At 64.0% G+C, this 26,517-nt stretch carries 22 protein-coding genes, 3 tRNA genes and 2 rRNA genes (1 of these 27 only partly in view); 11 read left to right on the top strand and 16 right to left on the bottom strand.

What is annotated here, in order from left to right; all coding sequences use genetic code 11:
- Positions 1-4: 4 nt before the first annotated feature.
- Genes ntrC through dusB form a run of 3 tightly spaced genes read right to left on the bottom strand, consistent with a single transcriptional unit; the run spans position 5 to position 3,656 of the window.
- Entirely contained in the window at positions 5-1,468 is a 1,464-nt protein-coding gene (gene ntrC, locus HUW10_RS09510) for a nitrogen regulation protein NR(I) (RefSeq protein WP_174503278.1), read from the bottom strand.
- Positions 1,465-2,610 (bottom strand): nitrogen regulation protein NR(II), encoded by a 1,146-nt coding sequence (locus tag HUW10_RS09515; protein ID WP_174503279.1) that lies wholly within the window; start codon positions 2,608-2,610, stop codon positions 1,465-1,467. The genes ntrC and HUW10_RS09515 overlap by 4 nt, the downstream gene beginning before the upstream one ends.
- Positions 2,607-3,656, bottom strand: coding sequence for a tRNA dihydrouridine synthase DusB (gene dusB, locus HUW10_RS09520; RefSeq protein WP_236656320.1), 1,050 nt, complete (start codon positions 3,654-3,656; stop codon positions 2,607-2,609). Before dusB ends, HUW10_RS09515 begins: the two co-directional genes overlap by 4 nt.
- Positions 3,657-3,774: 118 nt before the next feature.
- Here dusB and ispF point away from each other — a divergent pair, with 118 nt between their 5' ends.
- Positions 3,775-4,293 (top strand): 2-C-methyl-D-erythritol 2,4-cyclodiphosphate synthase, encoded by a 519-nt coding sequence (ispF, locus tag HUW10_RS09525; protein WP_371808623.1) that lies wholly within the window; start codon positions 3,775-3,777, stop codon positions 4,291-4,293.
- A gap of 13 nt (positions 4,294-4,306) precedes the next feature.
- On the opposite strand, the gene HUW10_RS09530 is transcribed toward ispF, so the two are convergent.
- A complete protein-coding gene (locus HUW10_RS09530; RefSeq protein ID WP_236656321.1) occupies positions 4,307-5,776 on the bottom strand; it encodes a DHA2 family efflux MFS transporter permease subunit in 1,470 nt (489 codons plus the stop codon).
- A 298-nt stretch (positions 5,777-6,074) separates the two neighbouring features.
- On the opposite strand from HUW10_RS09530, the gene HUW10_RS09535 reads away from it, so the two are divergent.
- Complete coding sequence (locus HUW10_RS09535; RefSeq protein WP_174503282.1) at positions 6,075-7,538, top strand: NADP-dependent isocitrate dehydrogenase; 1,464 nt, start codon at positions 6,075-6,077, stop codon at positions 7,536-7,538.
- 6 nt (positions 7,539-7,544) lie between these two features.
- Here the strand turns inward: HUW10_RS09535 and HUW10_RS09540 are convergent, their stop codons facing one another.
- Positions 7,545-7,961, bottom strand: coding sequence for a DUF2177 family protein (locus tag HUW10_RS09540; protein ID WP_174503283.1), 417 nt, complete (start codon positions 7,959-7,961; stop codon positions 7,545-7,547).
- 180 nt (positions 7,962-8,141) lie between these two features.
- Between HUW10_RS09540 and HUW10_RS09545 the strand changes: the two genes are divergently transcribed.
- Positions 8,142-8,981 carry an N-acetylmuramoyl-L-alanine amidase gene (locus tag HUW10_RS09545; RefSeq protein WP_174503284.1) on the top strand — a complete coding sequence of 280 codons (840 nt, stop codon included), beginning with the start codon at positions 8,142-8,144 and terminating at the stop codon, positions 8,979-8,981.
- Between the two features lie 151 nt (positions 8,982-9,132).
- Here HUW10_RS09545 and gshB read toward each other — a convergent pair whose 3' ends face one another.
- From gshB to HUW10_RS09560, 3 genes are all read right to left on the bottom strand, one after another.
- Positions 9,133-10,086, bottom strand: a complete 954-nt coding sequence (gene gshB / locus HUW10_RS09550; protein ID WP_174503285.1) for a glutathione synthase — start codon at positions 10,084-10,086, stop codon at positions 9,133-9,135.
- Positions 10,087-10,151: 65 nt separating this feature from the next.
- Entirely contained in the window at positions 10,152-10,493 is a 342-nt protein-coding gene (locus HUW10_RS09555; protein WP_174503286.1) for a hypothetical protein, read from the bottom strand.
- Between the two features lie 33 nt (positions 10,494-10,526).
- Positions 10,527-10,994, bottom strand: coding sequence for a polymer-forming cytoskeletal protein (locus tag HUW10_RS09560; RefSeq protein WP_174503287.1), 468 nt, complete (start codon positions 10,992-10,994; stop codon positions 10,527-10,529).
- A gap of 387 nt (positions 10,995-11,381) precedes the next feature.
- Here HUW10_RS09560 and HUW10_RS09565 point away from each other — a divergent pair, with 387 nt between their 5' ends.
- The 7 genes from HUW10_RS09565 (at position 11,382) to HUW10_RS09595 (ending at position 18,161) form a co-directional block, all read left to right on the top strand.
- Positions 11,382-12,374, top strand: coding sequence for an adenosine kinase (locus HUW10_RS09565; RefSeq protein ID WP_174503288.1), 993 nt, complete (start codon positions 11,382-11,384; stop codon positions 12,372-12,374).
- A gap of 180 nt (positions 12,375-12,554) precedes the next feature.
- Positions 12,555-12,767 (top strand): Flp family type IVb pilin, encoded by a 213-nt coding sequence (locus HUW10_RS09570; protein ID WP_236656322.1) that lies wholly within the window; start codon positions 12,555-12,557, stop codon positions 12,765-12,767.
- Positions 12,768-12,928: 161 nt separating this feature from the next.
- On the top strand, positions 12,929-13,756 hold the full coding sequence (gene cpaB, locus HUW10_RS09575) for a Flp pilus assembly protein CpaB (protein WP_174503289.1): 828 nt from the start codon (positions 12,929-12,931) through the stop codon (positions 13,754-13,756).
- Positions 13,753-14,955, top strand: a complete 1,203-nt coding sequence (locus HUW10_RS09580) for a pilus assembly protein CpaE (protein WP_236656324.1) — start codon at positions 13,753-13,755, stop codon at positions 14,953-14,955. Before cpaB ends, HUW10_RS09580 begins: the two co-directional genes overlap by 4 nt.
- Positions 14,955-16,289: a CpaF family protein gene (locus tag HUW10_RS09585; RefSeq protein WP_371808624.1), complete on the top strand. Its 1,335-nt coding sequence runs from the start codon at positions 14,955-14,957 to the stop codon at positions 16,287-16,289. The genes HUW10_RS09580 and HUW10_RS09585 overlap by 1 nt, the downstream gene beginning before the upstream one ends.
- A complete protein-coding gene (locus HUW10_RS09590) occupies positions 16,286-17,239 on the top strand; it encodes a type II secretion system F family protein (protein ID WP_174503290.1) in 954 nt (317 codons plus the stop codon). Before HUW10_RS09585 ends, HUW10_RS09590 begins: the two co-directional genes overlap by 4 nt.
- A 1-nt stretch (position 17,240) precedes the next feature.
- Positions 17,241-18,161 (top strand): type II secretion system F family protein, encoded by a 921-nt coding sequence (locus HUW10_RS09595; protein ID WP_174503291.1) that lies wholly within the window; start codon positions 17,241-17,243, stop codon positions 18,159-18,161.
- Between the two features lie 247 nt (positions 18,162-18,408).
- Here the strand turns inward: HUW10_RS09595 and hpf are convergent, their stop codons facing one another.
- Positions 18,409-19,014 (bottom strand): ribosome hibernation-promoting factor, HPF/YfiA family, encoded by a 606-nt coding sequence (gene hpf / locus HUW10_RS09600; RefSeq protein ID WP_174503292.1) that lies wholly within the window; start codon positions 19,012-19,014, stop codon positions 18,409-18,411.
- 127 nt (positions 19,015-19,141) lie between these two features.
- Entirely contained in the window at positions 19,142-20,614 is a 1,473-nt protein-coding gene (gene rpoN, locus HUW10_RS09605) for an RNA polymerase factor sigma-54 (protein WP_174503293.1), read from the bottom strand.
- Positions 20,615-20,970: 356 nt separating this feature from the next.
- Between rpoN and HUW10_RS09610 the strand changes: the two genes are divergently transcribed.
- Entirely contained in the window at positions 20,971-22,179 is a 1,209-nt protein-coding gene (locus HUW10_RS09610; protein ID WP_174503294.1) for an IS256 family transposase, read from the top strand.
- 7 nt (positions 22,180-22,186) lie between these two features.
- On the opposite strand, the gene HUW10_RS09615 is transcribed toward HUW10_RS09610, so the two are convergent.
- From HUW10_RS09615 to HUW10_RS09640, 6 genes are all read right to left on the bottom strand, one after another.
- Positions 22,187-22,681: a hypothetical protein gene (locus HUW10_RS09615; RefSeq protein ID WP_174503295.1), complete on the bottom strand. Its 495-nt coding sequence runs from the start codon at positions 22,679-22,681 to the stop codon at positions 22,187-22,189.
- A 94-nt stretch (positions 22,682-22,775) separates the two neighbouring features.
- Positions 22,776-22,852 (bottom strand) — tRNA-Met (locus HUW10_RS09620).
- A 31-nt stretch (positions 22,853-22,883) separates the two neighbouring features.
- A 5S ribosomal RNA gene (gene rrf / locus HUW10_RS09625) occupies positions 22,884-22,998 on the bottom strand.
- 91 nt (positions 22,999-23,089) lie between these two features.
- Positions 23,090-25,827 (bottom strand): 23S ribosomal RNA (locus HUW10_RS09630).
- 433 nt (positions 25,828-26,260) lie between these two features.
- A tRNA-Ala gene (locus tag HUW10_RS09635) sits at positions 26,261-26,333 on the bottom strand.
- Positions 26,334-26,454: 121 nt separating this feature from the next.
- A tRNA-Ile gene (locus tag HUW10_RS09640) sits at positions 26,455-26,517 on the bottom strand (it continues 11 nt past the right edge of the window).

Raw genomic sequence — 26,517 nt, forward strand, 5'->3', positions numbered from 1 at the left:
CCTCTCAGCCAACCCGGCGGGTCACGCCGATATCGTGCTCGCGGATCTTCTTGCGCAGCGTGTTGCGGTTGAGACCCAGCATCGCCGCGGCGCGAATCTGGTTGCCGCGGGTCTCTCCGAGCACGAGGCGGATCAGCGGCGCCTCGAAGGTGGCGATCATGCGGTCGTAGAGAACGCCGTCCTCGCCGGCCTCGCGCGCCTCGGCGATCAGGCGCGCGACATGCCGCTCGATCACGTGCTCGATACCCTGCTGCGCCCCCGCGCCCGGCTCGTCTCCCGCGGCGTGTGCCGCCTCGTCCATCGTCCGGTCGGCGAGCTCGGCCTCGATGATTTCCTCGGTGATCGTCGCCTGCGGCACCAGGGCGGACAGCCGGCGCATCAGGTTTTCGAGCTCGCGCACATTGCCCGGCCAGCGATGCTGCGCAAGCCGCGCCATCGCCTCGGGCGCCATGGTCTTGGCCGGCAGCCCCTCCGCATGGGCGCGGTTGAGGAAATGTTGCGCCAGAAGCGGAATGTCATCCGGCCGCTCGCGCAGGGGCGGCAGCCGGATGGGCACCACATTGAGCCGGTAGAACAGGTCCTCGCGGAACTGGCCCGAGCGGATCAGCACCCTGAGGTCGCGATGGGTGGCGGCGACGATGCGGGCATTCGCCCGGATCGGCTGGCGCCCGCCCACGGTGGTGAACTCGCCCTCCTGCAACACGCGCAGCAGCCGCGTCTGCGCCTCGGGCGGCATGTCACCGATCTCGTCGAGGAACAGCGTGCCGCCGGCGGCCTGTTCGAAGCGGCCGACATGGCGGTTGGTCGCCCCGGTGAAGGCGCCGCGCTCATGGCCGAACAACTCGCTCTCGATCAGTTCGCGCGGGATCGCGGCCATGTTGATCGCCACGAACGGCCCCTGCCGGCGGCGGCCGTAATCGTGCAGCGCGCGGGCGACAAGCTCCTTGCCCGAGCCGGATTCGCCGGTGATCATCACCGTCAGGTCGGTCGTGGTCAGGCGGGCGATGACGCGGTAGATCTCCTGCATCGCCGCGGAACGGCCGATCAGCGGAAGATTGTCCTCCGGGCTGCCCTGGGTCTCGGCGGGTGCGGTGAGCGGCGGCTGCTTCAGCGCGCGATCGACGATGGCGAGGAGTTCGCCGAGGTCGAACGGCTTCGGCAGATATTCGAAGGCCCCCCGCTGGGTGGACTGCACGGCGGTCAGGATCGTGGTCTGCGCGCTCATCACCAGAACGGGGAGTTCGGGGCGGATGCGCTTGATCCGCGGCACGAGATCGAGTCCGTTTTCGTCCGGCATCACCACGTCGGTGATGACAAGGTCGCCCTCGCCATCCTCGACCCAGCGCCAGAGCGTGGCCGCCGAGGAGGTGGTGCGCACCTGGTAGCCCGACCGGCCCAGCGCCTGGGTGAGCACGGTGCGGATCGAGCGGTCGTCATCGGCGATCAGGATGGTCGGCAGCGTGGTCATGGCGAGCTCTCGGCGCGATCCTCGAACTGAGGGAGATGGATGCGGAATTCGGTGCGGCCGGGCCGGCTGTCGACGTTGATGAGCCCGCCGTGATCGGCGACGGTCTTCGCGACCAGCGCAAGCCCCAGCCCCGAACCGGCGGCCTTGGTGCTGACGAAGGGCTCGAACAGGTGGCGCCGGATATCCTCGGGAATTCCCGCGCCATTGTCGCGCACCGCGATGAAGATCGGCAGGTTGCGCTGCCCGCGCGCGGGGGATGCGGCCAGCCGCACCCCGTGCTGGAAGCCGGTCATCAGCGTGATCTCGCCATCCGGCCGCTGGGTTTCGGCGATCGCCTCGGCGGCGTTCTTCACGAGGTTGAGCAGGACCTGGACGAGCTGGTCGCGATTGCCGAGGACCGGCGGCAGCGAGGGGTCGTAGGTCTCGACGAAATGGATGCGCGCGCCGAAGCCCGATTGCGCGAGCCGGCGCACATGTTCGAGAACGCGATGGATGTTGATGGCCGTCACGTCGAGCGGCTTGTCGCCGAACACCTCGATCCGCTCGACAAGGTCGCGGATCCGGTCGACCTCGTCGCGGATCAGCACCGCGAGTTCGCGGTCCGCCGGCGTGGCGTTCGCCTCGAGCAGCTGTGCTGCGCCGCGTATGCCCGAAAGCGGGTTCTTGACCTCGTGCGCGAGCACCGCCGCCATGCCGGTGATGCTGCGCGCGGCGTTCCGCGCCGAGAGCTGCTGGTCGAGTGCGCGGGCGGCGGAGCTGTCCTGCAGGGTGACGGCGAGATGGCCCGGCGCATCCACGATCGCCGCCGCCTGCATCGACACGCCGCGACGCGCGAAGCGCGGGCCTTCGAGGACGAGATCATGCCCGGCAACCGGCGCCTCGTCGCGCCGGGCGCGGTCGAGCAGGATGAAGATCGGGTGATCGGCCGGCACGAATTCGTGCAGCGCGCGGCCGGCCAGCACCGCCTGCGACGCGCCGAACATCTCCTCCGCCGCGTAGTTGGCGAAGAGAAACCGGTCCTCGGCGTCAAGCTCGATCACCGCGAGCGGCAGTGCGGCGAGGAGCTGCCCTGCTCCGGTCGGCATGTCGGGTGTGCTGATCGCGGGTCCCCGGCGCGCGAAGGCGCCGCGCGGGGCGGTCATGCGGCCGCCTGCACCGGCGCCGCCGCCTCGCCCATCGCCCGGGCATGGATGTCATGGATCATTGCCTCGACCACGGCGGGATCGTCCTGCCGGTTGACGACGCCGCGGAACTCGGCGGCCCCCGGCAGGCCGCGCACATACCAGCCGATATGCTTGCGGGCCACGCGCAGGCCGGGCTGCTCGCCGTAATGCGCGCGCATCGCGCGGTAATGGCGGATCAGCACGTCGCGCCGGGTTTCGAGGTCTGGCGGCGGAACCTTCTGCCCGGCGGTGAGATAGCGCGCGACCTGGGCGAGAAACCACGGCCGCCCATAGGCGCCGCGGCCGATCATCACGCCATCGGCCCCCGAGCGGCGCAGCGCCTCCTCGGCCTCGTCCTCGGTCGTGATGTCGCCATTGGCGATGACGGGGATGGCGACCGCATCCTTCACCGAGGCGATGAAATCCCAATCCGCCGTGCCCTCGTAGAATTGCTGGCGGGTGCGGCCATGCACCGTGACCATGGCGATGCCGCTTTCCTGCGCGATCCGCGCGAGGGTCGGCGCGTTCAGGCTCTGCCGGTCCCAGCCCATGCGCATCTTCAGCGTCACCGGCACGTCGACAGCCCTCGCCGTGGCTTCGAGGATGCGCGCCGCGCGCAACTCATCACGCATCAGCGCCGAGCCGGCCATCTGGCCGACCGCCACCTTCTTCACCGGGCAGCCGAAATTGATGTCGACCAGATCGGCGCCGCCGGCGACGGCGATGCGCGCCGCCTCCGCCATCGCATCCGGATCGCAGCCGGCGAGCTGCACCGAGTTCGGCCCCGTCCCCTCATCGACCGACGCCATGCGCAACGTTGCCGCGTTCTCGTGGATCATCGCCCAGGAGGCGATCATCTCCGAGACCACGAGCCCGGCGCCCATCGACTTGACCAGCCGGCGGAACGGCAGGTCGGTAACGCCGGACATCGGCGCCAGGATCACCGGCGTCTCGATCGTCACATCGCGCGCGGCGCCGCCCGGCGCCTTGAGCCGGATCGGCCGCAATTTCGGAAAGTTGCTCATCTCGTTGCCCATGAATTAAGCACTACAGGGCCGGGCATTGACGCGCAATCGTCCAGTTGCCAAAGCCGCCCTGTTCCCGCGCGAACCCTGCCTGCACGCCATCTGGAGATCCCGGCCCATGGACATCAAGACCCTTCTCGCCCGCGGCGCCCTGCCCCGTGCCGGCACCGGCTATGACGTGCATGTGCTGGCCGAGGGCAGGAAGCTGATGCTGTGCGGCATCGAGGTGCCGCATGAAAGGGGGCTGGCCGGCCATTCCGACGCCGATGTGGCGCTGCACGCACTTTGCGACGCGATTTACGGCGCGATGGCGGAGGGCGATATCGGCCGGCATTTCCCGCCCTCGGAGGCCACCTGGAAGGATGCGGATTCGGCGCGGTTCCTTCGCCATGCGGCGGGGCTGGTCGCGGAAAAGGGCGGCGCGATCGCCAATGTCGACATCACCATCATCTGCGAGCGGCCGAAAATCACGCCCCACGCGCTGGCGATGCGCAGCCGAGTCGCCGAACTGGCCGGCATTCCGCTCGATCGGGTGTCGGTGAAGGCGACGACCTCCGAGCGCCTCGGCTTCACCGGCCGTGGCGAGGGGATCGCCGCACAGGCCGCGGTGATGCTGCTGATGCCGTTCGTCGCGTAACCCCGGCTGCCGCTCATCCCCCCTGGCGGTGGGGCGTCTTCAGCAGGACGAGCGAGACCGCCGCAGCGCCGAGACATATCCAGGCGGAGAGGCGCAGCGCGTCATCGAGGCTCCAGGTGCTGGCATCGAGTTGCAGCCGGCCGGCGATCATCGCCATCGCCTGCGCGTGGGAGACGCCGTCTTGCCGTGCATGGGCGAGCGTCTGCCGCAGGACGGACTCGCTCATCGCCCCGCGCGTCAGCGCCGCGACGGCCTCGGTGTGCCGCTGCCAGAGCGTCTGCAGCATCGTGACGCCGACGATGTCGCTGGCGAGGCGAATGAAATTGCTAGTCGTCGAGGCCGCCGCAAGATCCTCGACCGGGATTTCCGACAGGATGATCATGGTCAGCGGCACGAACAGCATCCCGACCGCAATGCCTTGCAGCAGCTCGCTCGGCACCGTTGCCGCAAGGCCGATCTCGGGATTGTAGACGGCGATGGCGAAGGCGATGGCGAAGAGCAGGAAACACAGCGCGGCGAGGACCCGCAGGCTGACATGCCGGGCGATGCGCCCCATGGCGGAGGCCACCGGAATCGCGGTGAGCGCCAGCGGGATCAGCAAAACCCCGCCCCACCAGCCATTGTAGCCGAGATCGATCTCGGTCCAGAGCGGCAGGATCGAGCTCCAGCCGACAAAGATCGACCAGCCGAGGCAGAGCAGCAGCAGGCCGAAGCCGAAATTCCGGTTGGTCACGAAGCGCAGTTCGAGCAGCGGGGCCTCGCTCGTCAGCTCCCAGATCACGAAGCAGCCGAGCAGCAGGAGGGCGGCGATCGTGTAGCGCTGGATGAAGGGCGAGCCGAACCAGCCGAACTGCTCGCCCTGGTTCAGCACGATCTGCAGTGCGATCAACCCGAGCCAGAGCAGGGCGAGGCCGACAAGGTCGAAAGGCGGCGGCGGCGCCGTCGGCCGGTCTTCCGGCAGGGAGACCCGGATCAGCACGAAGGCGAGCAGGGCGAAGGGGATCACCAGCCAGAACAGGTCGATCCAGTCGTAATTCACCGCCAGCCAGCCGCCGAAGGCCGGGCCGAAAAAGAACGGCACCAGCATCGAATTGCTCCATAGCGCCGTGGCCAGCGTGTGATGGCGCTTCGGGAAGTGGCGCAGCAGCAGCGTCTGCACCAGCGGCACCAGCAGGCCGGACGAAATGCCCTGCACCCCGCGCGCCACCAGCATCGTCATCAGCGAATGGGACAGGATTCCCATCCCCGCGCCGACCGCCAGCATGATCATGCTGGCGAGAAACAGACGCTTGAAGCCGAGCTTGCGGGCGAACCAGGGCATCAGCGCGATGCCGAGCGCCCAGTGGATGAGGAAATAGGTCAGCGTCCACAGCGCGTGATCGCTGCTGGTCGCCAGCCGGCCGGCGACATAGGGGTAGATGCTTTGCAGCGAGCCGCCGCAGAACGATCCGGCGGCAAGGCCGAGGCAGGCGCCGATGGTCATCGGCAGCAGCGCGACCTCGCCGTTAGAGCGCGTGGGCGAAGGGCGATCAAGTTCGCGTGTGGGTGATGAGGCAGACATTCTGCCCGAAAATAGAAAGACCTCCCGCCCTGTCCAGATCGCGGCGCGGGGTTCAGCCTTGCGAAAACGCGATCATGCGCCAGTCTGGCGCAGATTTCGTTAACCGTTTCGTGTCATTGTCGCGGTATTCCGTCTGGGCTGCCATTTGCTGCGCTGCGGTGGCCTCGTTGGATCGGCGGGCGTATACGCGCAGCCACAACCTGACCATGGGGGACCAACGATGACCGCAGCCTCGCCCGCCCTCGCCAAGACCCGTGTCACCGCCCTGCCGGGCGATGGGATCGGCCCCGAAGTCTTCGACGCGACGCGCCGCATCTTCGAGGCCGCCAATGCGCCGGTCGAATGGGAAATCGCCGAAGCCGGCGCCGAAGTGTTCCGGAAGGGCATCGCTTCCGGCGCGCCGCGCGAAACCCTCGACTCCATCGCCCGCAACGGGATCGCGCTGAAGGGGCCGCTGGAAACCCCGGTCGGCTATGGCAACAAATCGGCCAACGTCACCCTGCGCAAGCATTTCGAGCTTTACGCCAATATCCGCCCGGTCCGCGAACTGCCTGGCGTGAAGACGCCCTTCACCGGGCGCGGGATCGACATGGTCATCGTTCGCGAGAATGTCGAAGACGTCTATGCCGGCATCGAGCACATGCAGACGCCGGATGTCGCCCAGTGCCTCAAGCTGATGACCCGGCCGGGCTGCGAGCGCATCATCCGCGCCGCCTTCGGTCTTGCCCAGGCGGAAGATCGCCGGAAGCTGACCTGTGCGAGCAAGGCGAACATCATGAAGCTCACCGAGGGCATGATGAAGCGCGTGTTCGAGGCGGTCGGGCCCGACTATCCGGACATCGCGCAGGACCACATCATCATCGACAACTGCGCCCACCAGCTCGTCATTGCCCCCGAGCAGTTCGACGTGATCGTGACCTCCAACATGAACGGGGACATCATTTCCGATCTCGCCGCCGGGCTGGTCGGCGGTCTCGGCATCGCGCCGTCCTCCAATCTGGGCGATCACGCGGCGATCTTCGAGGCGGTGCACGGCTCGGCGCCGACCATCGCCGGCAAGGGCCTCGCCAACCCGACCGCGCTGCTCTCCGCCGCGATCATGATGCTCCGCCATATCGGCGCCTTCGAGACGGCGGAAACGATCGAGCAGGCGCTGTTCATCACCCTCGCCGAGGGCGAGAACCTGACCGGCGATCTCTCGCCCCGCGGCCACGGCGTCGGCACCGACAAATTCGTCGGCCAGGTGATCGAGAATCTCGGCCGCACCAGCAATCTGCCCTCGCGCGCCTACCGGCCGCTGACGCTCAAGGCCTGGCCGGACCGCACCGCGCATACCGAACCCGCGAGCCGCGAGTTGCTCGGCGTCGATATCTTCCTCGAAAGCAGCCTGTCGGCGGCCGAACTCGGCGCCTCGCTGACCGCGATTGCCGAAGGCAGCGCTCTGCGCCTTGATTCGATTTCCAATCGCGGTGTGCAGGTCTGGCCTGCAACCGGCGGCAGCACCTTCCTCGTCGATCATTTCGACTGCCGCTTCATGCTCAAGGAGCCCGCCGCCGGCAACGGGCCGCAGGGGATTTCGGACCTGGTCAAGGCGATCGGCCAGAAACATTCCTGGATGCATGTCGAAAAGCTGCAGCGCTTCGACGGCAAGGATGCCTTCGAGCGGCCGCAGGGCGAAAGCTGAACCGCGCTACCTGAAAATGCGCGGCCGCAGCAGCCGCCGCGCCGCCAGCCATCCGCAGACCGAGGCGAGGCCTGAAACCGTGCCACCCCAGGCAATGTCGATTAGGCTGAGCCCGACCGTCCAGCCTTTGAGGGTGGCAAGGTTGGTGAGGTCATACAGGCCGTAGGTGAAGACCCCGAAGGCGGCGCCGTAGGCGAGCGTGGCGGCGGCGCCGGCCGCAAAGGCACGTGGCCGCACGAATACCGCAAGGCCGAGCACCTGGAGCAGGTATACCGCGAGCGCCGGGATCGGCCGGAAGCCTTCGAGCATGATCTGCCCGAGCGCCGCACGGTAGACGGTATCGGCGGTCAGCCCCAGCCAGACTGCGTCGATCAGCAGATAGGCAAGCAGGGCGACGCCGTAGAAGACGAAGGTTGCGCGCATGATCTTCTCCCCCTACCGATATGCGTCGGCGGCAACTAACCACAACCCGGGGGTGCCCGGAAGCCGGACGGCTTCGATCAACCTATTGTCAATCTCAATGATTTAACGTGCATTCCTCAGACCATGATGGCACTTCATGGCCGAAGCCAGTATTACAAGTCGACAGAAAGGGGGTTTGCGATGCGTCTGTCCCGTCGCTTCCTGCTCGATTCAGGCGTTAAAGCCACAATCACGCTGCCGCTGTGGATGCAGTCCGCCCTGGCGCGCGCCACTCCCGGCCAGCCGCCCCGGCTCAGCCGCGCGGCCTGGCGCGAGGCCTCGGCGCGACGCCTCGTGGTGATCGACCCCGGCCATGGCGGGCACGATCCCGGCGCCATCGGCCAGGGCAACATCTTCGAGAAGAGCATCGTGCTCTCGACCGCCCACGACCTGCGCCAGGCGCTCGAACGCGGCGGCTACGAGGTGGTGATGACCCGCTCGCGGGACATCTTCATTCCGCTGCAGACAAGGGTGGATATCGCGGAACGCCACAAGGCGACGCTGTTTCTCTCGATCCACGCGAATTCCGTGGCGCATGACCCGGCGGTGCGCGGCGCCAGCATCTACACCTTCTCGAACCACGCATCCGACCGGCTCGCGGCGCGGATGGCGCAGTCGGAAAACAGTGTCGAGAGCCTGTCCAATCCGAATTTCCGCGGGGTGTCGCCGCAGGTCGCGAAAATCCTGTTCGCGCTGATGGCGCACAGCACCAAGATCGAGTCGCATCTGCTGCAACAGAAAATGGTCGGCGCCCTGGCACCCCATGTGCCACTGCTGCCGAACCCGGCCCGCCACGCCACCTTCGCGGTGCTGCAATCCTCCGCCATTCCCAGCGTCCTGGTGGAAACCGCCTTTCTCTCCAACCCCGCGGACGAGGCCGAGCTTCGCACCCCGGCTTTCCGCCGCCGCATCGCGCTATCGATGAAATCGGCGGTGGATGCCTGGTTCCTCGCGCGGCAGCACGCCGTCGCCAACCTGTAGAGCACGTTCCGATCCTTCTGGATCGGATGTCGCGCTCTATCTTATTGATAACCAGAGCAATTTCCGATCCTTTTGGATCGGATATCGTGCTCGATCTTGTCGAATACCGCGGCGGCCGGGCGGGATGACCGCACGGCCGCGCGGCAGGCGATCAGGGGCCGTGCGCGCGGCGCGCCTCGATCCTGTCCCAGATCGTCGCTTCGAGATGCACGTTATCGAACCGCGCCACCTGCTGCAGACCGGTCGGCGAGGTGACGTTGATCTCGGTAAGATAGTCGCCGATCACGTCGATGCCGGTGAAAAGCAAGCCGCGCGCCTTCAGCGTCGGGCCGATTCGCTCGCAGATCTCAAGGTCGCGCGCAGTCATCGTGGTCGGGCGGGCGACGCCACCGGCATGCATGTTCGACCGCGCATCCCCCTCGACGGGGACGCGGTTGATCGCGCCCAGCGGCTCGCCGTCGATCAGGATGATCCGCTTGTCCCCCGCCCGCACTGCCGGTTCGTAGCGCTGGACCATCAACGGTTCGCGGGAATTGCCGAAATGCGTGTCGAGCAGGGCGCCAAGATTTTCGTCATCCGGCTTGATCCGGAAAATCCCCATCCCGCCATTGCCGAAGAGCGGCTTGACGATGATGTCCCGGTGATGGGCGCGGAATTCGCGGATCGCGGCGCGGTCCCACGCGATCATCGTGGGCGGCATCAGGTCGGGGAACTCCATGACCAGCAGTTTCTCGGGCGCGTTGCGCACCGATGCCGGGTCGTTCACCACGAGTGTGCGCGGGTGGATATGCTCGAGCAGGTGCGTCGCCGTGATGTATCCCATGTCGAAAGGCGGATCCTGGCGCATCAGCACCACGTCCATCGACGCGAGATCGACCGTCTCGGCCGGGCCGAAGGTGAAGTGGTTGCCCGCCTCGCGGCGCACCGTCACCGGCCGCAGCCGCGCCTTGAGAGCCCCGCTCTCCAGCCACATCTCGCGCACCGTGTAGTGCCAGAGCGTGTGGCCGCGCCGCTGCGCCTCGAGCATCAGCACGAAGGTCGAATCGCCGTCGATATCCACGCTTTCCATCGGATCCATCTGGATCGCGACCCGCAAACCGTTCATGTGCCCTCCATGAGAAACCGCGCCCAGGCGCGCTTTCGGCGCGCAGGTCGTTCATATGTTCGATATCAGGAGGCGCGCTGCTGTTCCAGACTGGCAACGCAGGTGGTATCGGGCACGCCCGCCGGCATCGTCCGCGCCAGGCGGACGACCGGCCGGCCGACGGTGCTGCGATACAGCACCAGATCGAGCCGGCAGATCCGCGAGTGGTAGAGCCAGACTTGCGCTGGCCCATCGATCCGCAGCAGCGAAGGCTTGCCGAGATTGGCGCGCAGATCGCCCGGCGTCGCACCGACCAGGCTGATTTTCTCTCCCGACGCGACCGATGCGCCCGTCATGGCGCCCGGTCGCGCGGTGCAGCCTGCCAGCGCGGCTGCGCTCAACAGGCAGAGGAAAACGCCCCGTCTCATGCTTGCTCAAGCCCTCCGCGGGCCAGTCGGACGTCAGTCAGTAGTCTGGGAGCTGGACGCACCTTCGGTGATCATCTCGATACGGCCGGTGATCTGCCCGCCATCCTCGACCTGCAGGCGGCGGCAGCGCGCAGTTCCGAGAACCCGGCCAGTCGCCCGCACGATCAGGGAATGCCGTGCCGTCAGCGTGCCGTCGATCACGCCGGCGACCTCCGCCTCCTCGACCTCGACCTCACCCTTGAACACCCCGCCCGGGCTGATCGAAAGTTCGGCGGCCTTGATCATGGTCGCCTCGACCGTGCCTTCGACCACGAGCCGCTCGGCATCCTGAACCACGCCCTGCAGGCTGATGCCGCGGCCGACCACCAGGGTGCGGCGTTCGGCAGGCTCGGAATCACGCACCGACGGACGGAAGCCGGTTCCGGTGGCCGGAAGGCCGGCCGGGGCGCCGCCTGCCGGGGGGGTGGCCGGCTGGCCGGGCGAAAAGGGGGTTCTGGCCATGGGCATCTCCTTAGCCTGCTGGTCATCCGCCGGTTGCGGGACCGTTTCGGGGGAAGCGGGACGGAAGGGAGGCATGCTGAGGCCATCGTCCACGGCGCCATCCTGCCGCGCGGGAGTCTGCCGCGACTTGCTCTCCGGCGGCTGATCGTCGCGTTTTCTGAAGCTGATCACGAACCCTCCACAACTTTTACTGTCTGTCCGGTAGCACGTGGCACGCGCTCCGGACAATCGCCCGCGCCCTCAAAACCGTGCATTTTTACTAAGGTTCCGCAAGGGGATCGTATGGATCACGATTAACCGCGCGTTCATGCTTGCGGCGGATTTGTGACTTGGCCTTTCGGGTGATAGGCGAAGGGAGAATTTTCAACGACCTCGCAGGGGACAGGCATGGACGCGACCCGCTATGACATCATCGGCATCGGCAATGCGATCGTCGATGTGCTGGCCCGCACCGACGATCATTTTCTCGACCGGCACGACATGCGCAAGGGCGCGATGCGGCTGATCGACGCCGAGGCCGCCGAGCGCATTCTCGGGGTGATGCCGCCGGGGCAGATCGCCTCTGGCGGCTCGGTCGCCAACAGTTGCGCCGTAGCGGCCGGCCTCGGTGCCCGCGCCGCCTTTCTCGGCAAGGTGGCGCGGGACGAGCTTGGCATCGCCTTCGCCAACGATCTGCGGGCGATCGGGGTCGACTTCCCGCACGCGCCGCTGCCCGAGGGCGCACCGACCGCCCGCTGCCTGATCCTGGTCACGCCGGATGGCCAGCGCACCATGAACACGTATCTCGGCGCCTGCATCGATTTCGACCATACCGACCTCGACGCCGAGGCGATCCAGTCCGCCTCGATTCTTTATCTCGAGGGATATCTTTTCGATCCGCCGCGGGCGCAGCATGCGTTCCGCGAGGCCGTCCGCATCGCGCGGGGTGCCGGCCGCAAGGTGGCGCTCTCGCTGTCCGACGCGTTCTGCGTCGATCGCCATCGGGCCGCCTTTCTCGACCTGATTTCCTCCGGCGGCATCGACATCCTGTTTGCCAACGAAGCCGAGATCTGTTCGCTGTTCGAACAGAACGACTTCGACGGCGCGGTGACAGAGGCCGCACATACGCTTCCGCTTGCAGTGCTGACCCGGAGCGAAGCGGGAAGCGTCGTCGTTTCCGGCGCGGAACGCCATGTCGTCGCTGCCGTTCCGGTCGAAGTCGTCGACACGACCGGCGCGGGCGATGCCTATGCCGCCGGGTTCATGGTCGGTCTCACCCGCAAGGCATCGCTCGTCGAGAGCGCGGCGCTGGCCAGCCGCGTGGCGGCGGCGGCGATCGGCCGGATCGGAGCGCGGCCGGATGCGACGGCATTGTCTCTCCTCGCCCGCGAGACAGCCTGAGACAGAGCAAAAGTAATATTTCAATGCCGAGCTAATTTACGTTTTAGTAAGATTGTTTTGATTTGATGCTCTGGTGAGTTTCCGGTCCGCAGCAGTCGGCTGCGGGTCTTCTGCCAGCAAAATTCTGGCGCTGTCGTCAATTTCGCCGCGCAGTGGATCGTAATGCGGTGTGCAGGAGACATGACAATGCTTGACTACGTGAAAACCTGGCTCGCGGTTCGCGGCCTTGCGTTCGCACGGGATGATCGCGGGGTAACCGCGATGGAATATGGACTGATTGCGGCGCTGATGGCGGTTGTCATCATCGGGGCGTTCGGTCTGCTCGCCAACGACCTCGGCAACGCCGTCAACAAGATCGGCGGCACGCTGACCAACAACACAACCAACCTCTAACCCGGTTGAACCCGGTATGAGCAGGCCCCGTCGCCCGATCGTTCGATGCGGCGCCGGGGCCATCTTTAGCCAGATTCCGCCGAGCGAGGCTGCGGACACCATGTCGGGGCCGTTTCAGTCACCGATTGATCGCGCCTGCGCATCTTTTGAGACATGTCCTGATGGTTCTTAGACTCGTCCTGTTCATCGTCCTGGCCGTCGGGCTTGCCGGCTTCGGAACCGTTGCCTGGATCGACATGCATCCGGCGCACTCTCACAAAAAGGCTGCGCCGACGATTGCGCTGCTGGCAACGGGCAAGGCCCTGCCGCCGGGGACGCTGTTGCAGCCGTCCGATTTCACCGTGCAGGATCGTCCTCCCGCGCAGGTCCCCGCCGATGCGGTGCGGGATACTCCGGAGAACCGCGCGTCCTACACCGGGGCGATGATTCGCCGCCGGCTGAGCGCCGGGGCACTTCTGACCACGGACATCGCCATCCGTCCCGGCGATCATGGGTTTCTCGCCGCCGTTCTGCAACCCGGCATGCGTGCGGTGTCCGTCGGCGTCGATGCGATCACCGGGGCCGCCGGCCTGATCTGGCCGGGCGACCATGTCGATCTTCTGCTGACCCAGAACCTGGTCGGCGCCAACCTGCCGCCGACGCGCAAGGTCGCCTCGGAAACCGTGCTATCCGACGTGCGGGTGATCGCGATCGACCAGCGCCTTGTGCAAGGGGCGAGCGGCAATCACACGGCCGCGCAATCGACGGCACGGACCGTGACACTCGAGGTCACGCCGGAACAGGCCGAACAGGTCGAGGTCGCCGCCCATCTCGGCCCGCTCTCACTGAGTGTCCGCCCCAGCGAGGCCGCGAAAGCCCGCCAGTCCAAACCGCCACCAGTTTTCAGCGGCCAGGTGTCTCCCGCCCTCGCGGCACTCGATATGCCTGGCCAGACCGGGATCACCGTGTTCCAGGGCGCTGGGGGCAAGACCGAGTATCACCCGCAATGACGGCTTCCGCCTTCGATCGGGCCGGCGGTCCTTCGCCGCCGCCGCAGGGGCAGCAAGGGAGCAGCCGTCCCGCCTTCATGGGCTTCGTCAGCGATGACGCCAGCCTGCAAACCATCCGCACGGCGCTGGTTTCCGCATTTCCCACCGGAGTGCCGCTCCAACGCGCCTCCTTTGCCGAAACGCTCGACTATCTCGCCCGGTTCGACACGCCGCGAACGCTGCTGGTCGACATTTCGGGTGAGGAACAGCCGATGAGCGCGGTCCACCGGCTCGAGCCGGTGGTGGATCCCGGAACCCGTGTGCTGATCATCGGCAGCGAGCGCAGCATCAGCTTCTACCGCAGCCTCACGCGCACGCTCGGCGTCAGCGAATATCTCTCGAAGCCGCTCGATCCGGCGATGGTCGCGCGGGAACTGCTGCCGTGGGCGGCCGGCGGCATACCTGCGTTCGAAGCCGCGCGCGGCGGCTCGATGGTCGCTGTATGCGGTGCCGCCGGCGGCGTCGGCGCCACCACGGTGGCGAGCTGCCTCGCCTGGCATGTGGGCGGGGATGTCCGCCGTCATACGATCCTGCTGGATGCCGATCTGCAGCGCGGCACCGCGGCGCTGGCCACCAACGTCCCGCCCAGCACCGGCCTGCGCAACGCGCTCGACACCCCGGACCGGATCGACCCGCTGTTGATCGAGCGCGCGGCCCAGCCTTCGACCGGCCGCCTCCATGTGCTTGGTGCAGAGGAGCCCCTGAACGAAACCTGGCACTACCAGGCCGGCGGCGGTGCGGCGCTGGTGACGGCGCTGCGCCAGCGATACAATCTCGTGGTGGCGGACATTCCGGCGCGCCCATCGCGGTTTGCGACGGAACTGCTCACGCTGGCGCATGCGCGCGTGATCGTGACCACCGGATCGCCGCACAGCATCGCCAATGCGCGCCGCTGGCTCGCTTTGCCGGCGGGCCAGATGCAGTCCGGCCCGCCACTCGTCATCCTCAACCGCTACCATCGCCGGACCTGCCCCCCCGTGTCGCGGGTCGCCGAGCTGCTTGGAACCGAAATCGCCCTCGTGATCCCTGAACTCCCGACCCTAGTTGCCCAGGGAAACAATCTCGGCGAGCCCGCCGTCGGCCGGAAAGGCGCGTTCCGCAAGGCGATCGTCGCGCTCGCCGGCCAGCTTGGCGTCGGCACCACGGCCATGGTCGCCTGATGGACGCGCTACCGGTCTTCGGCCGCCGCGCAGTCGACCCAACCGCGCCCGTTCACCATGCGGTGCGGTTGCGCCAGGAAGACGTCGAGATGATCCGCGGGCTCTGCCTTGCCAGCATCGACGCCTCGACGATCGTGGGACTCAATCACCCGCGCCTGCTGCAACGCGTCGAGGCCATGGTCGCCGAATTGGCGACCGAGCATCGCATCCAACTGAACCGTAACGAGCAAAACCAGATCGCCGCCGAACTGGTGGACGACATGCTCGGGCTAGGGCCGCTCGAGCCCCTGCTCGAGGACGAGACCATCACCGATATCATGGTCAATGGGCCGGAACGGGTGTTCGTCGAACGGCGCGGCAGGCTCGAACAGCTCGGAGTCCGCTTCCGCGACAATGCCCATCTGACCAATATCTGCCAGCGCATCGCCGCCACCGTGGGGCGCCGGGTCGATGAATCGAGCCCGATGGTCGATGCGCGGCTCAAGGACGGCTCGCGCGTCAACATCGTGCTGCCGCCGCTGTCGATCGATGGCCCCTGTCTGTCGATCCGGAAATTTTCCCGCAAGCCGATCAATTTCGGCAAGCTGATCGAATACGGATCACTGACCCCGCCGGTCGCGCGGGTGCTGGAAATCGCCGCGCGCTGCCGCCTCAATGTCATCATTTCCGGGGGCACGGGCTCGGGCAAGACGACGATGATGAACGCGATGAGCAGCTTCATCGATCAGCAGGAACGCATCGTCACCGTCGAGGACGCTGCCGAGCTCCAGCTCCAGCAGCCGCATATCGTCCGCCTCGAAACCAGGCCGATGAACCTTGAGGGCAAGGGCGAAATCACCCAGCGTGACCTTGTGCGCAACGCGCTGCGCATGCGCCCTGACCGCATCATCATCGGCGAGGTCCGCGGCCCCGAAGCCTTCGACATGCTACAGGCGATGAACACCGGCCATGATGGGTCGATGTCCACGATCCATGCGAACACCACGCGCGATGCACTGGCACGCATCGAGAACATGGTGCAGATGGCGAGCATGGGCCTGTCGCCGCGGGCGATCCGCATGCAGGTCGTCTCGGCGGTCAACCTGATCGTCCAGGTGGAACGCCAGCGCGATGGCGGCCGTCGTCTCGTCCAGCTGACCGAAATCGCCGGAATCGAGGGTGAAACACCCCTGCTCAACGACATTTTCAAGTTCGAGGTACTGGGCGAGGATGCGACCGGTCGGGTGATCGGCCGGTACGCCGTCTCGCATACGCGGGCAAGCTTTCACGAACGGCTCAGCTATTTCGGCCTGCTCCGCGCATGGACGGTTGCATTGGAAGAGGCTGCGGCGTGAGCAGCCTTCTCCTCCTCCCGCTGCTGCTTTTATTCATAGGCGGCACCTCGCTCGCGCTGATGGGCGGGATGCGGGTGGACCGGACGAAAAAGGCACTCGAACTGCGCCTCTCACGGGTATCGGGCCAGACCCTGGTTACAACCATCGAAGCCGGGAGCGAAACGAACGATCCGCTCGGCCGGCTCCGCCGCCCGGCGATGGTGCTTATCGGCCTTGTCGGCGTCGATCTTGCGCGCGCACCGGATTACCCGATGCCGTGGTGGATCATCCTGATCGGCGCCGGCGTGGTATCGCGAGGCATCGCGTTCCTGATCGGCACCGTCGGTGTCGGCCTGGGCTGGCTGGTCTGGCCGCCGCTGTTCATTCTGGTCGCCCGGCTTGCCTTCGGCACCGTCCACGCCCGTCGCTCGGCGCTGCTGCTGAGCCAGTTCCCAGATGCGCTGACCACCATTGTCCGCACAGTTCGAGTCGGAATCCCGGTGCAGGAGGCGCTGCGCGTCGTTGCCCAGGACATGCCGGCGCCAACCGGCCGGGAATTCAGCCGGATCGCCGATCAGGTCGCGATCGGCACGCCGCTCGAACAGGCGCTGCATCAGATGGCGGACCGGGTGAAACTCGCCGAATACGGATTTTTCGCCACGGCCATCAGCCTGCAATCGCGCTATGGCGGCGGCCTTGTGACAACGCTCGAAGGATTGGCGGAAGTCATCCGCAAGCGTGTCGCAATGAAGGCACGCGGCTATGCGCTGGCTTCGGAAGCGCGCACCAGCGCCCTCGTGCTCGGCATCATCCCCCTTGTGGCGGCACTCGCCATCGAGTTGATTCAGCCATCGTATCTGCGGGTGTTGTTCGTTACCCATGCCGGAAAAATCCTGCTGGCGATCGCCATCGGGCTGCTCGCCGGCGGTGCGATGGTCATGCGCGAAATCATCCGGCGGAGCCTGAACTGACATGAACACCGCGCTGATCTGGATTTTCGGCCTGTTCATCTTCGTTGCCGTCGTCGCGGTGCTGATGCTGCGCCTGGTCATTTCCGAAGAACGAGTGCAGCGGCGGCTGGACCGCGCGATCGGCGCCACCTCCGCTGCCAGCGAGAGCAACGGGCCTGCCCAACTCCTGCATATGCGGATCGCCATGGGCATCGGCCTCGCGGTCGCGCGCAGCGGTCTGCTCAGCAACCGGACGCTGGAAGAACTGCGACATACATTGCGCATGGCCGGGATCAGGGACAAAGGCGCACTGGCCATGTTCGTCGGCACCAAGCTGCTTTCCCTGGTCGGCTTTTTCGCAGGCGTTCTGGTGGCGTCCCGCATTCTACGTCTCAGCACGCTGGATGGGCTAATCGCCGCGGCCATCGCCGCCGCTTTCGGGCTTCTCCTGCCGGACATCCTGATCCAGCAACGGCGGAAGCGGTTTATCCGCAAGGTCGAGGCCGGGCTGGCGGAGGCACTCGACCTGATGGTCATCTGCGCCGATGCCGGACTCAGCCTCGAACCCGGCCTCACGCGTGTTGCCGCCGAACTGCAACTGACCCATCCGGCCGTGTCGCAGGAACTCACGCTGACCGCTCAGGAGATGCGCATCAGCGGCAACATCCGTGATGCCCTTGCCGGCCTCGGCCTGCGAACCGGGCTCGACAATCTGAAGCGCCTGGCATCGACCTTGATCCAGACGCTTCAATACGGCACCCCGCTGACGCAGGCACTCAGAACCCTTTCGGCGGAGATGCGCCAGGAACAGCTGACCCGCTTTGAAGAGCGCGCCGCGCGCCTGCCGGTTCTGCTGACGCTGCCGATGATCATGTTTATTCTGCCCTGCGTTTTCCTGGTCGTGGGTGGACCAGCCGTGCTCAAGCTGGTCAGCTCGCTTTAGAGCAGCTTCCGATCCGTTCGGATCGGATATGATGTTCCCAGGCAAACCCAAGCGGGCCTCGGCAGACAGGACAAGCTCCTGACACCCTTGGCGGCTTTATGAGGAATGATCCGATCTCGGAGAGACGATAGGAAACGTCGGGCAGCACATCGCGGGTGTGTCGATTATCGACATCCTCCGTTTCTGGTCTGACCCCTTCGGATGCCAGACCAGACGGAGAACGCAACCCGGGAGACGGGTCAGGCAGTCAGCGTACCGCTGAACTGTCGATCCAGCCGATATTGCCATCGCTGCGACGATACACAACGCTGAGAGCCTGATTGCCGGAGTTGCGGAACATCAGCATCGTTTGATTGGCAAGATCCATCCGCATCACCGCCTCGCTGACGGACAGAAACGCGATTTCAGCCGGTGTTTCCGCAACGACTGCTGCATAGGGGCCGGGATCGAGACCAGCGGCGCCGTCGGCCGCCCCCTGCGGAGCGGCGCCTTCGGCTTCCACCTCCTGCAACACGTATTGCCGCACCGTCTCCGTGCGGCCACGGGAGGCGCTCTCACGCGCATGGTCGTTCACACGGCGTCGGTATCGGCGTAATCGCTTCGCGATGTGTTCGGCCGCGTCATCGAATGCCGCATGAGCGTCTGCCGCTTCGCCCTCGCCGCGCAAAGTCAGCCCTCGTCCGGCGTGAACGTTGATGTCGCAAGTGAAAAAGCTGCGGGCACGACTGAACGTCACGTGCGCCTCGAGTGCGTGATCGAAATATTTTCCAGCGATATTGTCGAGCTGGTTCGCGACATGAACGCGCAGGGCATCCGAGAGGTCGACCTGCTTACCGGAAACCGTGATCTGCATAGAGAGATCCTTTTGCTAGAGCCAGTACGGTCATTCTAGACCCGCCTTGATGAAGCGGGCGTTTACGCTTGCTCAGAGAAGGCTCGGTATTAGACAAAAGCATTACACCGCTCCGGATCGATGTGCGTCAACCTCCCGCCAGCAGGTTTTTTTCCCGCTTGCGCTGCGCCGAGCCGGGGATGCGCATGGCCTCGCGGTATTTTGCGACAGTCCGTCTCGCGATATCCACCCCTTCCTTCTGCAATAGTTGCGCCAGCGCATCGTCAGACAGCACCCGGCCGGACGGTTCAGCCTCGATCAGCGCCGCAATACGGTGCCGCACGGATTCGGCGCTGTGGCTCTCGCCATTCGCGCCCGCGAGCGCCGTTGTGAAAAAGAATTTCATCTCGAAAATTCCGCGCGGCGTCGCAATGACCTTGTTCGACGTCACCCGGCTGACGGTGCTTTCATGAATTTCGAGCGCGGCCGCCACCTCCCGGAGCGTGAGCGGCCGAAGAAATCCGATGCCCAACCGAAAGAATGCCTCCTGGTGTACGACAATCTCGTCCGCAACTCGCAGGATGGTCTCGGCCCGTGACTCAAGGGCACGAACCAGCCAGTTCGCGCTTTGCACCCGCTCCGAGAGAAACTGCTTTGTCTCGCGTGAGGCCCGCGCTGCGATCTGGGCGTGGAAGCCTCGCCGGATCAGCACCCGCGGCATCGTTTCGGGATTGAGCTCCAGCACGTATTGGCCATCTGGCCCGAGGCGCATCAGCACATCGGGGATCACCGGTGTAATCACCGCAGCATCGCTCGTCGCCCCAGGCTTGGGGTTTAGCTGCCGTATCTCGGCGATCATGTCGCGGAGATCTTCCGCATCGACGCCGCACACCTCCATGAGCGCGCGGTGGTCGCGCCGGGCCAGCAGATCGAGATTGGCAAGGAGGATGGACATTGCCGGGTCGAGCCGGTTCCGCTCCTCCAGCTGAACGGCCAAGCATTCCGCCAGATCCACGGCAAAAGTGCCGGTGGGTTCGAACCGGAGCATGATCTGCCTGACGGATTCCAGAATATCCGTCGCGACGCCCAGCATTTCGGCAATGCGTTCAGGCGGTTCCGCCAACCGCCCTGCCGGATCCAGCGCCATGATCAGCGCAAGCGCGATCTGCCGGCGGATTGGATCGGAAAACGCAAGCCGTGCCTGCTGTTCGAGGCTTTCCTGCAATCCCGGCGGCCGATCGGCAATCTGCCCGATCCAGTCATTGTCATCGGCAAGACCACCACCGGAGGCTTCGCCACTGCCGCCAGGATCGTAGACATTGGAGAAGTCGGCATCGAGCGGCAGATGCATACCGGAAGGATCGGGATCGACGACTTTCTCGACATTGTCCGTCCGGGCAAGCACTGTGTCGATCGATGGCGGCTCACCGCCGGCTTGAGCGACTGTCCCGGAAATCTCGGGATCCGCACGTTCGAGGAGCGGGTTCCGGAGCAGTTCTTCCTCGATGAATTGGCTGACCTCGGTGTTGTTGAACTGCAGCAGTTGTATGGCCTGCCGTAGCTGGGGTGTCATCACCAGCGACTGCGTATGCCTCAGATCGAGACGGGGTCCTATCGCCATGCATGGATCATACCAAGACTCCGCTTAAAGCGGAATACTGGACCAGCGCTCGCTACAATATTTAAATTTCTTGCGGCTTTGAACCTCAATTGCGGGTATGAGCCCGTCTGATCGAGTCTGGTTCGAAGGGCTGGTTCAGGTTCGGGCACCTGCAAGGTGGGCGACCGAGGTATCGATATCGCTAATGTCCGCGCTTGTGGTGGAAATTGTCTGACTGCCGTGCGTTGGATTGGCGCCGGAGGTCGGCGTAGCCGGCCGGAGGGGCCGATCCAACGCATGAGCCTGGGTTTAGGTGGCCATCGGATCGAGCGGCTACGGTGGAGTTGCGAAGCTTCACGCGAACCCGAGAGGACCCGATGACCGAAGACAGACTACCCTTGGCTGAATTGCTGGCGAAAGCCGGCGATGGAGATTTCCTGCGCAGTGTGGCGGAGGCCGTAGTGCAACTGCTTATGGAAGCCGACGTGGAAGGCCCGATCGGCGCCGGGCGCCATGAGCGCACTGGTGAGCGGACGACCTACCGCAACGGTTACCGCGATCGCTCGCTCGACACCCGGCTCGGCAATCTACAACTGCGCATTCCCAAGCTGCGGCAGGGCTCTTACTTCCCGCCTTTCCTCGAGCCCAGGAAGACGTCCGAGAAGGCCCTGGTCGCGGTGATCCAGGAAGCCTGGGTTGGCGGCGTCTCCACCCGACGCGTCGACGACCTGGTGCAGGCCATGGGGCTGAGTGGCATTGGCAAGAGCACGGTGAGCAAGCTGTGCAAGGATATCGACGAGCGGGTGAACGCCTTCCTCGAGCGCCCGCTGACCGGTGACTGGCCGTATCTTTGGCTCGACGCCACCTACCTCAAGCAGCGCGAGGGAGGGCGCATCGTCTCGGTGGCTGCGATAATCGCCGTGGCCGCTAATACCGAAGGCAAGCGCGAGATCGTCGGGCTGCACATCGGCCCCAGCGAGGCCGAGACCTTCTGGGCTGCCTTCCTCAAGAGCCTGGTGCGCCGCGGTCTGCGTCAGGTAAAGCTGGTCATCTCCGACGCGCACGAGGGCCTCAAGTCCGCAATCCGCCGCGTCATGGGCGCGTCCTGGCAACGATGCCGCGTTCACTGGATGCGCAATGCCCTGGCCTATGTCGGCAAGGGCCAGCAGAGCATGGTCTCGGCGGCGCTCCGCCAAGCCTTCATTCAGCCTGACCGGGCTGGCGCTAGCCAGACGCTGCGCCACACCGCCGACCAGCTCCGCGCCAAATGGCCCAAGCTCGCCGCTTTTATCGATGATAGCGAGGTCGATGTCCTCGCCCACATGGACTTCCCCGTGCAACACAGGGTCAAGATCCACTCTACCAACCCGATCGAACGCCTGAACAAGGAGGTCAAGCGGCGCGCTGATGTCGTCGGCATCTTTCCAAACGAAGCCGCCATCATCAGGCTCGTGGGCGCCGTGCTCCTCGAGCAGAACGACGAGTGGCAAACACAAAATCGCTACATGCAGACCGAGCCAATGGCCGAACTTACACCGCACGCAATCGAGGTATTTCCACCCCAGATCGCCACCGCAGCCGAATGATCCACGGTCACCTTAACCCATCTATAATTTCCACCACATCGACGGACGTGACCCTCCCGAACTGGTTGAGCGTTTCGTTGAGAGCTATGTCTCCGAGGTGAATGCAGCGAACCGCGAACAAGCTGCACGACGGGCGCGTCTGGGAGCTGAACAGGCCAAGGTCGCCCGGCAAATCAAGACGATCTTGGATACGATCAAGGAGATTGGCGGGAGCCGAAGCCTCGTTGAAGATCTGCGCAAGCTTGAAGCGAAGCAGGACGAGATCGTGGCGGAACAGCAGCGCGAAGCGTCGCCTGAGCCAATGCCCGACCTGAACACAAATCTGCCCCGAATCTATCGTCGTCGGGTTGAACTGCTGGAACAGGCTTTGGCCGACCCTGACACAATGGCGGCAGCGGCGGAAGCGCTGCGTGCGCTGATCGATGCGATCACGCTGTATCCGGAGGAAGGGCGCGGCAAGTACCGCCTGGAACTGCGCGGCGACCTTGCGGCGTTCATGCATCTTGCGGACTGCCCGGCTGAGGCTTCGGTTGAACAGCAAAAAGCCCGCGGCATTTCTGCTACGGGCTTTAGTAGTTCTAGTATTATGGTTCCGTTGGTTGCGGGGACAGGATTTGAACCTGTGACCTTCAGGTTATGAGCCTGACGAGCTACCGGGCTGCTCCACCCCGCGGGTGATGATTTATTTTACGATAGATTGGAGGACCTGGCGGCGACCTACTCTCCCGTGCCTTAGGACACAGTACCATGGGCGCTGGGGGTTTTCACGGCCGAGTTCGGGATGGGATCGGGTGCAGGCTCCCCGCAATGGCCACCAGGTCGTCCAATCTATCGTAGACTATGGACTGGTGTGAATTTGGTGTGTTGTGTGAGTTGTGTTGGTGTTTGTGCATGGTGGGGGTGGTTGAGATATTCAAGTTCTATCGGGTGATTAGTACCGGTTAGCTGAGCGCGTTACCGCGCTTATACACCCGGCCTATCAACGTGATGGTCTCTCACGACCCTCAGGGAGACCTAGTTTTGAGGTGGGTTTCCCGCTTAGATGCTTTCAGCGGTTATCCCGTCCATACTTAGCTACTCGGCTGTGCCACTGGCGTGACAACCGATGCACCAGAGGTATGTTCATCCCGGTCCTCTCGTACTAGGGACAAATCCTCTCAAGTCTCCAACACCCACGGCAGATAGGGACCGAACTGTCTCACGACGTTCTAAACCCAGCTCACGTACCACTTTAATCGGCGAACAGCCGAACCCTTGGGACCTGCTCCAGCCCCAGGATGTGATGAGCCGACATCGAGGTGCCAAACCTCCCCGTCGATGTGGACTCTTGGGGGAGATCAGCCTGTTATCCCTAGAGTACCTTTTATCCGTTGAGCGATGGCCCTTCCACGTGGAACCACCGGATCACTATGGCCGACTTTCGTCTCTGCTCGAGCTGTCGCTCTCGCAGTCAGGCGGGCTTATGCCATTGCACTCAACAGCCGATGTCCGACCGGCTTGAGCCCACCATCGCGCGCCTCCGTTACTCTTTAGGAGGCGACCGCCCCAGTCAAACTGCCCACCATGCAGGGTCCCGGACCGGGATAACCGGCCACGGTTAGACATCAAAAGCGCGCAGGGCGGTATTTCAAGGTTGGCTCCACACAAGCTAGCGCCCATGCTTCAATGCCTCCCGCCTATCCTACACAGCACTCTTCTGATGCCACTGCAAAGCTGCAGTAAAGGTTCATAGGGTCTTTCCGTCTGACCGCGGGTACCCCGCATCTTCACGGGGAATTCAATTTCGCTGAGCCGATGCTGGAGACAGTGGGGAAGTCGTTACGCCATTCGTGCAGGTCGGAACTTACCCGACAAGGAATTTCGCTACCTTAGGACCGTTATAGTTACGGCCGCCGTTTACCGGGGCTTCAATTCAAGGCTTGCACCTCTCCTCTTAACCTTCCGGCACCGGGCAGGCGTCAGACCCTATACGTCGTCTCTCGACTTCGCAGAGCCCTGTGTTTTTACTAAACAGTCGCTACCCCCTCTTTTGTGCCACCCGCACATGGTTGCCCACATACGGGTCTCGCTTATCCCGAAGTTACGCGAGTAATTTGCCTAGTTCCTTCAACATCGTTCTCTCAAGCGCCTTGGTATACTCTACCAGTCCACCTGTGTCGGTTTAGGGTACGGTCTATACGCTGGAGCTATTTCCCGGAATGCTCAAAAAGCCCGCCCAATCCGATAAGGACAGACAACATCTCGCATTCGTCACTTCCAGCAGGCGGAGGAATATTCACCCCCTTCCCATCGACTACGGCTTTCGCCCTCGCCTTAGGGGCCGGCTCACCCTGCGCGGATTAACCTTGCGCAGGAACCCTTGGACTTTCGGCGACAGAGTTTCTCACTCTGTTTGTCGCTACTCATGTCAGCATTCGCACTTCCGATACCTCCAGGAGGGGTCACCCCATCTCCCTTCACAGGCCTACGGAACGCTCCGCTACCGCGCATGTTTCCATGCACCCACAGCTTCGGTATGTGGCTTTAGCCCCGTTACATTTTCGGCGCAGGATTTCTATTAGACCAGTGAGCTATTACGCTTTCTTTAAAGGATGGCTGCTTCTAAGCCAACCTCCTGGTTGTTATGGAATTCCCACATCCTTTCCCACTTAGCCACAATTTGGGGACCTTAGCTGGTGGTCTGGGCTGTTTCCCTCTCGACGATGGACCTTAGCACCCACCGTCTGTCTGCCGCGCAAGACACTTCGGTATTCGGAGTTTGGTTAGGTTTGGTAAGGCTTTGGGCCCCCCTAGCCCATCCAGTGCTCTACCCCCGAAGGCATACACACGACGATCTACCTCAATAGATTTCGCGGAGAACCAGCTATCTCCGAGTTTGATTGGCCTTTCACCCCTAGCCACAGCTCATCCCCGACTTTTTCAACAGGCGTGGGTTCGGCCCTCCAGTGCGTGTTACCGCACCTTCAGCCTGGCCATGGCTAGATCACTCGGTTTCGGGTCTTCTGCCTGCAACTATGCGCCCTATTCAGACTCGCTTTCGCTACGCCTACGCCTACCGGCTTAAGCTTGCTGCAAACAGAAACTCGCTGACCCATTATACAAAAGGTACGCCGTCACCGCAGATGCGGCTCCGACTGCTTGTAGGCATCCGGTTTCAGGTCTCTTTCACTCCCCTCGTCGGGGTGCTTTTCACCTTTCCCTCACGGTACTTGTGCACTATCGGTCACCAGAGAGTATTTAGGCTTGGAGGGTGGTCCCCCCATCTTCAGACAGGATTTCACGTGTCCCGCCTTACTCAAGGCCTTGCCATATCGCTTCGCATACGGGGCTATCACCCGCTATGGCCGGAGTTTCCAATCCGTTCTGCTACTCAATGACAAGGCACTGGCCTGATCCGCTTTCGCTCGCCACTACTAACGGAATCTCGGTTGATGTCTTTTCCTCCGGGTACTTAGATGTTTCAGTTCCCCGGGTTTGCCTCTACATCCTATGTATTCAGATGCAGATACCCTTGCGGGTGGGTTTCCCCATTCGGATGTCCACGGATCAACGCCTGCTCGCGGCTCCCCGTGGCTTTTCGCAGCGTGCCACGTCCTTCATCGCCTTCTGGTGCCAAGGCATCCACTGAATGCCCTTCATTCACTTGAAGTCTCAACGCACCGCCACACTCCCAAGGAGAAGCATGACGGCCCACCATGCACAAACACCATCACAGTATCTGTACATAGCACTCACACGCTCTGAACACTCAACCGCATCATTCTTCGGCAATGGCATAAGCCATGTCCGGGTCAGACACCCAGAATGATCCGACCGGATTTTTGCACCCCCAAACCACCAGGCAACAGACATCTCTCGATCCCCATCACAGGCAGTTCAGGACAAAAATACACGCGTCCAGAACGCACCAAATCCTATTCACCAATCAAAGAACAACAACCCGTGCCGCAGAACGACACAGATCGATCAACAACGGCGTTCATCAGAACACCGTATCTCAAGGCCTCCACATCAGTCTTCAATCCAGCCAGACCAGCATCGCGGCCAATGCACAATGGCAGGCCACAAACACAGTCTCGAATGGAGGTGAACGGGTTCGAACCGATGACCCCCTGCTTGCAAAGCAGGTGCTCTCCCAGCTGAGCTACACCCCCGTAACACATAGACCCCGGCGCCATATGACACTCTGGAGTTCGTGCGCGATGCGGAGATCCAATTGACGCGCTTGTCGCACACCGTTCCATCCGCGCTCTCGCACGAATAAAACGCAATCAATGGGCCAGGGAGGACTTGAACCTCCGACCCCACGCTTATCAAGCGTGTGCTCTAACCAACTGA

Origin of the sequence: Acidiphilium sp. C61, assembly GCF_905116885.1 — a bacterium.
GTDB lineage: Bacteria > Pseudomonadota > Alphaproteobacteria > Acetobacterales > Acetobacteraceae > Acidiphilium.